Raw genomic sequence first — 8,702 nt, 5'->3', positions numbered from 1 at the left:
CGCACGCGCCTTGCGGCAAGGGCGCCAGCAGCTTGTCGGCGCCCGGCCGCTGCGCGGCGTAACGCGAGCCCTCCCCTGCGGCCAGCAGGATGCCGACTCGCAAGGGGCCCGGGTAGGGATAGACACTAGAGACATTCGCCATAATGATCAGTATAGTGAATATAAGCCGTGGCAGCGCCGCGGCCTTTCACTGTGAGAAGCCGATGAACGCTCTGGATCTGGACGTATTGCAACATGCCCGGGACTGGGTGGCCGCGGGCAGCCGCGTGCACCTGGTGACCGTGGTGCAGACCTGGGGTTCGGCCCCGCGCCAGGCAGGCGCCATGCTGGCCCTGCGGGGCGATGGCCGCATGGTCGGTTCGGTTTCCGGCGGCTGCATCGAGGACGACCTGATTTGCCGCGCCCGCGAGGGTACATTGGAAGACGCCCCCGCGCGCCTGACCTATGGCGTCACGCGCGACGAAGCCGCGCGCTTCGGCCTGCCTTGCGGCGGCACCCTGCGCCTGATCAGCGAACCCCTGCGCGACACGCAATGGCTGGACCTGGTGCTGGAAGCCATACGCGGCCATCGCCTGATCCAACGCACGGTGGATCTGCACGACGGCAGCAGCTCGGTGTCCGCCGCCGGCCCGGCCGACGGCCCGGACTTCGACGGCCGCATCTTCCGCAGCGTGTACGGCCCGCGCTGGCGGCTGCTCATCATCGGCGCCAACCAGACCGCCCAGGTGCTGGCCAACGTGGCCGCCACGCTGGATTTCCACGTTACGGTCTGCGACCCGCGCGAGGAATTCTTCGGCGATTGGAATCTGTCCCGCACTACCCTGCTCACCAGCATGCCCGACGACGCGGTGCTGGAGATCGGTACGGACGAGCGCACCGCCATCGTGGCGGTCACCCACGACCCCAAGCTGGACGACATGGCTTTGCTGGAAGCGCTGAAATCCCCCGCGTTCTACGTGGGCGCGCTGGGTTCGCGCGCCAACCAGCAAAAACGCCGCGAACGGCTGCGGCTGTTCGACCTGGACGACGGCCAGATCGCGCGCCTGCACGGCCCGGTGGGGCTGCGCATCGCCAGCAAGACGCCGGCCGAGATCGCCGTGGCGATCGCCGCCGAACTGATCTGGGTGCGCAACACGCTGGGGGACGGCGAGGCTGCGCGCAGCGCGCCGCAGGCCAGCGCGCTACACGGTTGAAACAGGCAGCCGCCCCTGCCTTACATGGGCTTGAGCGTGGTGCGGCTGTACTGGTTGTTGGCTTCCACCAGGGTGGAAAGCAGCTTCATGAAGATTTCCTGATTGCGCGTGGACAGCGGCTCCAGCAGGCGCTGCTGGGCGCGCGCCATGCCTTCCTGCAGGATCCCCATGATGCGCAGCCCCTCCTGGGTGATGACGGCCTGGCGCGAGCGCTTGTCGTTGGGATTGACGCGCCTTTCCACCAGGCCGCGCTCCTGCAGGCGCTTGACCACGTCCGCGGTGGTGGTGCGGTCCAGTCCCAGTTCCATACCGATGGCGGTCTGGTCCAGCCAGGGGCTGAGCGACAGCGCCGTCAGCACGCCATACTGCACCGGCGTCACGTTCTGCGTCTTGCACTCTTCGTAGAACATGGCGTAGTGGATCTGGTTCAGGCGCCGCACCAGATAGCCGGGACGCGACCAAAGCACCTGCTTGGCCGGATCGAAAATCTTGGTGTCCATCTTATGAGTTGCGACGCGCTTCAGGGACGTCGTCTTTTTCTGTACATCCGGCACGTTGAGGCAGCTCCAATTTAGTTAGTGCACTGAGGATAATACCACCGGGCGCTTCCTGTCGAGCGACGCGCTGCAGGCGCTTGCCTGAAATCAAACCAGTGCCGCGCAGGAGCGCGCGGCCGGTCGGGAATTCGCCGCGAAACCTAGCGCGCCTGCTCCGCCAGATACTCCTTCAACGTCTGCACCAGCGCCGCCGCGGCCGGCGACAGGCTGCGGTTGCGCGCGGTCACCAAGCCGATGGAACGCTCGGCCACCGGGCCAGTCAGCGGCCGCTGCACAATGCCATTTTGCGCCACCGCGCTGGCGGCAATTTCAGGCAATGCCGCAACGCCGAATCCGCACTCGACCATGGCGACGATGGTGGTCAGGTGCTCGGCTTCGAACGCGGGCGTAAAGCGGATCCGGTTCTGCAGAAAGGCCCATTCGGTGTATTGCCGCACGCTGCTGGGCTGCACCATCGACACGTGCGCCGCGTCCGCGGTATCGGCCCAGCGCAGCGGACCGCGGACGCGCGCCAGCGGGTGGGCTTCGGGGATCAGCAGCAGGAAACTGTCGGACATCAGCGGCACGTAGTGCAGGTCGGCTTGCTGCGGATCGGCGGCAGTCAGGGCGAAGTCGACCTCGCCCGCGCGCACCAGGTCGAAGGCTGGCCCCGACAAGGTATCCCGCACCTTCAGGGCGACCTGCGGGTGGGCCTGGCGGTAGGCCATCAGCACCCGCGGCAGCAGGCGGGCGGCGATCGATGGCAACGCAGCCACCGATACCTGGCCCTGCTCCGCGTTGACGATGCCGCTGACGGCGGCGATGGCGTCGCGAAAAGCCACTTGCAGCGCGGCGGCCTGCTGCATGAAGACCTCGCCTGCGGCCGTGAGGCGGACGGTGCGCGTGGTGCGGTCGAACAGGCGCACGCCCAGCGCATCCTCGATACGCTGGATCTGCGTGGACAGCGCCGATTGCGACAGGTGCAGCTGCGCGGCGGCCTGGCGGAAGTTGAGCGTGCGGCCCAGCACCAGGGTAGTGTCGATATCGCGCATCGAAAGATTGATCTGCATGCCGGAGGCGGCTCCCTCTATTGATCTACATTGTCGATCATTCTATCCAAAAAATCTGATTCATCAATCAAACCGGGTTCTCTACACTCGCCTCCAGCGTAAATACAAATGAAGGAGCAAACCATGCAGACGGACGCGATAGCGCTGCCCAATCCGGGCGCGGCGCATGCGGTGGTGGTGGGCGGCGGCACCATGGGAGCCGACGTGGCCGTGGTGTTGACCCGCGCGGCCTGCCGCACGACCGTGATCGAATCGAATGCCGAACGCGCGGCGGGCCTGCCCGCCCGCGTCGCGGAAAACCTCAAGACCATAGACAGGGAAGCGAACGCCGCCCTGCTATGCACCGCATCCAGCCTGGACGAGGTGGACTGGTCCGGCGTGGACCTGGTCATCGAGTGCATCCCGGAACGCCTGGACATCAAGCAGGCGCTGTTCGCGGACCTGGCGCAACGCGCCCGGCCCGACGCCATCCTGGCCAGCAACAGTTCCAGCTTCCCGATCAGCGCCATCAGCCAGGGCCTGGACACCCGCGGCCGCATGCTGGGCCTGCACTTCTTCATGCCCGCGCACCTGGTGCCGTTGGTGGAAGTGGTGCTGGGCGAGGCCAGCGACAACGCCTGCGCCGACACGCTGATCGAATTCATGCGCCGCTGCGGCAGCGTGCCGGTGAAGGTACGCCAGGACCTGCCGGGCTTTCTGGCCAACCGTCTGCAACATGCGCTGTCGCGCGAGGCCTTCGACCTGATCGACCGCGGCATCGCCTCGCCGGAAGACGTGGATGCGGCGGTGCGCTTCGGCTTCGGCTTCCGCTTTCTGGCGGCCGGCCCCGTGATGCAGCGCGACCATGCCGGCATCGACGTGCACGCCGCGGCCGGCGCCACCATGTACCCCACCTTCTGCAATGCCAGCGAACCGGCGCGCTGCCTGACCGAACGCGCCCAGGACGGCCGCCACGGCATGAAGACCGGCGAGGGCTTTTACGCCTGGACGCCCGAGACCATCGCCGCCGAACGCGCGCGCTACGACCGCCTGTTGCGCGCGGGCCTGGACCTGATTGCGCCCGAGCTGCCGGAGATCAAGCCATGAGCAACGCGCCCCTGCCCCGCGCCGCCCTGGCCGACTCGCCCGTCATCATCACGGTGGCGCCCAATGGCGCCTACAAGAAGGCGGCCGACCACCCGGCCGTGCCGCTCACGGCCGAAGCTCTAGCGCGCGAAGCGCGCGCCTGCCTGGACGCCGGCGCCGCCATGATGCACATGCACGTGCGCAAACCCGATGGCAGCCACCTGCTGGACGCGCAGGCCTACCGCGACGCCCTGGCCGCGGTGCGCGGCGCCGTGGGCGACGAGCTGCTGGTGCAGGTAACCAGTGAAGCTGCCGGCGTTTACACGGCGGCTGAGCAAATCGCCCTGGTGCGCGAGCTGCAGCCCGAAGCCGTGTCCATCGGCCTGCGCGAGATCGCCGTGCCGGACATCCCGGAGTCGGAGCTGGCGGCTTTCCTGGCCTGGATCGCCGAGCGCCGCATCATGACGCAGATCATCCTGTACGACGAAGGCGACGTGCACCGCTGGCTGTCACTGCGCGCGCGCGGCCTGGTGCCCCCGGGTGCGTGGTCGGTGCTGTTCGTGCTGGGGCGCTACAGCGCAGGCCAGACCTCCTCTGCCTACGACCTGCTGCCCTTTCTGGCCGCGTACGACCAGTCCCTGCCCTGGGCCGTCTGCGCCTTTGGCCCCGAGGAGAATGCCTGCGTCACCACGGCAGCGGCATTCGGCGGCCACATGCGCGTGGGCTTCGAAAACAACCTGAAGCTGCGCGACGGCAGCACCGCGCCCGGCAATTCGGCGTTGGTGCTGCAGGCCGCGCAAGGCGCGCAGGCGCTGGGCCGCCCGCTGGCCACGGCGGCCGACGCGCGCCGCATCTACGGGGCGGTCGGCTGACGCGGCCACGGCGGCGCTAGTGCGCCGCTCCCAGGATCGCTTGCGCGACGTTGATCGCCTGCTCTTCCGAATTCATCGTCAGGTTCAGGATGCCCTCGTCCATGGGACCCGCGATGCGCGGCACGCCGACCAGCTTGCCGTCTATGGTGAAAACCAGCCACTTGCCCGGGTACTGGCGGCCGATCTGCGCAAGCTTGCGTGCGCCGGGCGGCGTGAAGCGCAGGCTCACAAAAGGCTGCCCCGCCCGGGTCTTCATCGGCGTGGCGGCGTTCAGGTCGGCGCGGGTAAGCGCGGGCGCCAGCAAGAAATAGTAAGTCTTGTCGGGCATGTGCAGCTCGCGCAGATCATCACCCGGCTGGTCCTGCGCCAGGCGGAACTCGACCGCGGGCGCGGCGGCTCGCGTCTGCGTGGCGGCGTCTTGCGCCGCCGGCGCAGGCTGGGCGGCGCGAGGCGCGGCGTTGGCGCCCTTCTGCGCCGCCATGGGCTGGCAAGCGGCCAGCAACGCGCTCGTTGCGATCAAGGCTGGAAGAATGATGCGACGTGTCATGGCTGTGTACCTCTCAAGAATCATTGAGGATGCGGCGCCTGGCCGCGTGCCTGCGTTCGTGCTGCACCTGCTCACCATTGATACCCGACTCCCACGCTCGCGCCGTAGTCGCCGCGCGAACTGCTGCTGGCCAGGCCCTTCACCACCCATTTGCCGCTGTCGGACACCGTCGACAGCCCCATGGCGAAGCCGCTTTCGCCGCGCCACGTGCCGCCGCCCATGCTGAACATGCTCCTGCCGGGCAGGTAGGCCTGAGGCAGCGCGGACATGGCCATGGCGGAGGCGACACCGGCGCTCAGCCGGTTGTCCAGTCCTTGCACGTCCTTGCGCAAACCCGCTACCTGGTTGGTCAAGCCGCTCTCGATTTCCCGCAACTGGTTCACGTTGACCGCGTCGCTTCCCGCGGTACCGCGGGCCACGTACGCGATCTGGCGCTCCGACCCTTCGGCGCCGACCGACACGGTGTTGTCACGGTCAGCGACGGAGCCCGCGCCCAGAGCCACCGCGTTGCTGGCCGATGCCTTGCTGCCATTGCCCAGCGCCGTTGCCCCAGCGCCAGACGCCTGCGCGCCGTTGCCAATGGCGGTGCTGTTCTTGCCCGAGGCCACGGCGCCCGCGCCACCCGCCGCCGAGTTGCTGCCGCTGGCCTTGGGCGGCTTGGCCGCCTTCTCCTCCTGGCTGGTCTGGAACATGCCGGCGGCGCCATTGCTGATGTTCGTCACATCGCCTTCGACGCCGGCCACGCGCTCATCCAGCGCGGTGAGCTGATCGCCGACCTGGAGCACATTGCCCGCCACGTCCTGCAGACGCTTGTCGGTGTAGTCGTTGGCCTGCTTGAGCGCGCCGTCCAGCTGCCGCAGGTTCACGGCGTCCGTGGCCTCGCGGCCGTCTGCCAGGTTGCTGAGCGTGCGCGCCGAGCCCGACGCGCCTACCGACACCGTGCCCACCGACTTGTTTTGCGCATCCGAGTACTTGCCTGCGTAGCTCTCCGCGCCCCGGTCCGCCACGGCGCCCGCGCCCAGCGCCACATCGCCCTCCTTGCCAGCAGCCGCGCCGTTACCCAAAGCCACCGAGTTGGCGCCATTGGCCGCCGCGCCCGGCCCCATTGCGATACTGCCGATACCGTTGGCCTGGGAATCCGGCAGGACCGCCGACGCCCCGCCGTTGGCGTGGAAGTACTTGATGCCGGCCCCGCCCTGGGTGAAGGTGTCGACCGTATCGCCTATCGACTTGACGTACTGATTGGTCTCGAACAGCTGCGAGCCGTTGACCGCGTCCGTACTATCTCCCGACAGGGCCCCGCGCGCCACGTTCCTCAGCACGGTGGCCGCGCCGCCAGGGTTCAAGGTCACCATGCCGTAATTGATGGTGCCGTCCGGATTGCCGTCGTATTTCACCCCCCCTGCTTCGAGCCCACTCACGTTCGAGGCCAGCGCCTTCAACTGGCTGACGTTCACCGCGTCGGAATCTACCGTGCCCGCAGCCACCCCGGTGATTTGCCGATAGTTGCCGGCGTCGACGTCACCCACGGAAAGTGCCGCCAGCTTGCTGCGCGTGGCCTTCACGGCCGCGCCATCGCCGCCCAGGGGCACATATCCCTCAGCCCCGGCCACCACCTTGGCGATCGACCCGGCGCCCAGCGCTACGCCACCACCCGTGACGACTCTGCTGCCCGCGCCCAGGGCCACCCCCTGAACCGCGTCGGCCAAGGCCTGCGTTCCCGCCGCGATGCCATCCGCGGATGTCGTGCGCGCCTGCTGCCCCAGGGCGATACCGCCGGGCGCGCTCTGATCCACCACGGCGCGCTCGCCGATTGCCAGGCCACGGTCGCCGTTGACCACCGCCTGCGGTCCGATGGCGATCGACTCTACACCTGTCGCCAGTGAATCGGACGCTGCCGAGTTGGCGTGGAAGTACTCAGTGCCCGTGGCCGTCAAGGATCCGATCGCGCCGGTCAACTGGCGCAAGGTCACTGCGTCGTGCGCGTCGGTACCGTCAGCCATGTTGGTAATTTGGCGATACGCGCCGTCGTGGCCCACGGACACCGCTCCCAGTAATGTGAGATCCGCGGTGTTGAACGGCACCAGCGCGCCACCGCTGCCTATCGCAAGACTGCCCGTGATCGGCGCCAACGCCCGGTCGGATACGGAACCTGAACCCAGGGCGACGCTCCCCTCCTGGTTCGCCATGGCTTCGCGGCCCAATGCCAGCGCGTTGCCGGCCGAGGCCCGCGCGGTGTAGCCCAGCGCCGTGCTGCCCAAAGCCTGAGCGTACGAGTCAACTTCCGCCAGCCCCGACTCGTTGGTCCGCGCATAGCGCAGGCCCAGCCCCTTGTCGACCTTGCTGATCAGATTGGTGTCGCCCGTCAGGTTCGTGAACGTATCGCCCATGTTCGTCAGCCTGTCGCCCATCCGCAGCACGCTCTGATTGGTGGCGAAGAGTTGCGAACCGTTCACCGCATCGGTGCTGGCGGCCGACACGACCCCGCGCGCCAGATTGGTGAGCCTGGTCCCGCCCGTCACGCCCCCATCCGTCGATACGGAGCCGGCCAGGGTAATCAGGTTCTTGGGGTCTCCCTGTTTGCCGTCGTAGGTCACCGCCCGGTCGCCCAGGCTGCCGACGTTGTCGGCCACGGACTTGAGCTGGCTCACATTCACCGCGTCCGTGTCGGCCGCGCCCGCGGCCAGGTTGGTCAGACGCCGTTCCGCGCCCGCCGAACCTATGCTCACCTCGCCCACCGGCGCTGCTCCAGCCACCGCCGCCGTGCCCGATCGGTATGCGGACGCGGCCAGCGTCGCGCCATTGGCGACCGAGTTGGCGCCCAGCGCCACGCTGCCGGCATGGCTGGCCTGGGCATCACGGCCCAGCGCCAACGCGTTGTCGGCCGTGGTCCGCGCGTTGTAGCCCAACGCCGTGCTGCCGGGGTTCTGGGCGTAGGCGTCGACAGGCGCCAGTCCACGCTCATTGGTCCGCGCATAGCGGATGCCCAGGCCGTTGCCATCCGTGTATGCCGCGCTCGTGTCGCCGGTCAGGTTCGCCAAGGTGCCGCCGAGGCTCGTGAGCGTATCGCCCAGCGTCGTCACGGTGCCGCCCATGCTTGTCACCGTATCGCCCAGATTCGTCACGGTATCGCCCATGGTTGTTACCGTGTCGCCCAGATTCGTCACGGTGTTGCCCAGGTTGGTCACCGTATCGTCCATGGTCGTCACCCTGTCGCCCACCCGCAGCACGTCCTGGTTCGTCTCGTGTAGCTGCGAACCGTTCACCGCGTCGGTGCTGGCGGCCGACACGACCCCGCGCGCCAGATTGGTGAGCCTGGTCCCGCCCGTCACGCCCCCATCCGTCGACACGGAGCCGGCCAGGGTGATCAGGTTCTTGGGATCTCCCGACTTGCCGTCGTAGGTCACCGCACGGTCGCC

7 protein-coding genes are annotated in these 8,702 nt (G+C 68.2%); 3 read left to right on the top strand and 4 right to left on the bottom strand.

Translation table 11 applies throughout. The features are described 5' to 3' along the window. Positions 1–203 precede the first annotated feature (203 nt). Entirely contained in the window at positions 204–1,193 is a 990-nt protein-coding gene (locus tag WBB14_RS08575; protein WP_424239444.1) for an XdhC family protein, read from the top strand. Between the two features lie 20 nt (positions 1,194–1,213). Here WBB14_RS08575 and WBB14_RS08570 read toward each other — a convergent pair whose 3' ends face one another. Together WBB14_RS08570 and WBB14_RS08565 are read right to left on the bottom strand one after the other, a co-directional pair. Continuing rightward, a complete protein-coding gene (locus WBB14_RS08570; protein ID WP_371818898.1) occupies positions 1,214–1,681 on the bottom strand; it encodes a MarR family winged helix-turn-helix transcriptional regulator in 468 nt (155 codons plus the stop codon). 209 nt (positions 1,682–1,890) lie between these two features. Then, entirely contained in the window at positions 1,891–2,799 is a 909-nt protein-coding gene (locus WBB14_RS08565) for a LysR substrate-binding domain-containing protein (protein ID WP_424239443.1), read from the bottom strand. Positions 2,800–2,922: 123 nt separating this feature from the next. On the opposite strand from WBB14_RS08565, the gene WBB14_RS08560 reads away from it, so the two are divergent. Both WBB14_RS08560 and WBB14_RS08555 read left to right on the top strand, forming a co-directional pair. Then, the gene (locus WBB14_RS08560; RefSeq protein ID WP_424239442.1) at positions 2,923–3,885 is read left to right on the top strand and encodes a 3-hydroxyacyl-CoA dehydrogenase family protein; all 963 of its coding nucleotides are present in this window, start codon (positions 2,923–2,925) and stop codon (positions 3,883–3,885) included. Further along, entirely contained in the window at positions 3,882–4,736 is an 855-nt protein-coding gene (locus WBB14_RS08555; RefSeq protein WP_424239441.1) for a 3-keto-5-aminohexanoate cleavage protein, read from the top strand. Before WBB14_RS08560 ends, WBB14_RS08555 begins: the two co-directional genes overlap by 4 nt. Before the next feature lie 16 nt (positions 4,737–4,752). On the opposite strand, the gene WBB14_RS08550 is transcribed toward WBB14_RS08555, so the two are convergent. Both WBB14_RS08550 and WBB14_RS08545 read right to left on the bottom strand, forming a co-directional pair. Continuing rightward, positions 4,753–5,283 (bottom strand): SecDF P1 head subdomain-containing protein, encoded by a 531-nt coding sequence (locus WBB14_RS08550; RefSeq protein WP_424239440.1) that lies wholly within the window; start codon positions 5,281–5,283, stop codon positions 4,753–4,755. A 71-nt stretch (positions 5,284–5,354) separates the two neighbouring features. Next, on the bottom strand, positions 5,355–8,702 hold a 3,348-nt coding region (locus WBB14_RS08545), incomplete at its 5' end, for a YadA-like family protein (protein ID WP_424239439.1).

Origin of the sequence: Achromobacter sp. (assembly GCF_049647645.1) — a bacterium.
Lineage (GTDB): Bacteria > Pseudomonadota > Gammaproteobacteria > Burkholderiales > Burkholderiaceae_B > Achromobacter.
Note: the sequence above shows the minus strand (reverse complement) of the source record. Positions and strands in the feature narration are given on the sequence as shown.

Coding starts and splice junctions, on each gene's coding strand:
- WBB14_RS08575 (WP_424239444.1), top strand. CDS start 204: ATGAACGCTCTGGATCTGGACGTATTGCAACATGCCCGGGACTGGGTG.
- WBB14_RS08565 (WP_424239443.1), bottom strand. CDS start 2,799: ATGCAGATCAATCTTTCGATGCGCGATATCGACACTACCCTGGTGCTG.
- WBB14_RS08560 (WP_424239442.1), top strand. CDS start 2,923: ATGCAGACGGACGCGATAGCGCTGCCCAATCCGGGCGCGGCGCATGCG.
- WBB14_RS08555 (WP_424239441.1), top strand. CDS start 3,882: ATGAGCAACGCGCCCCTGCCCCGCGCCGCCCTGGCCGACTCGCCCGTC.
- WBB14_RS08550 (WP_424239440.1), bottom strand. CDS start 5,283: ATGACACGTCGCATCATTCTTCCAGCCTTGATCGCAACGAGCGCGTTG.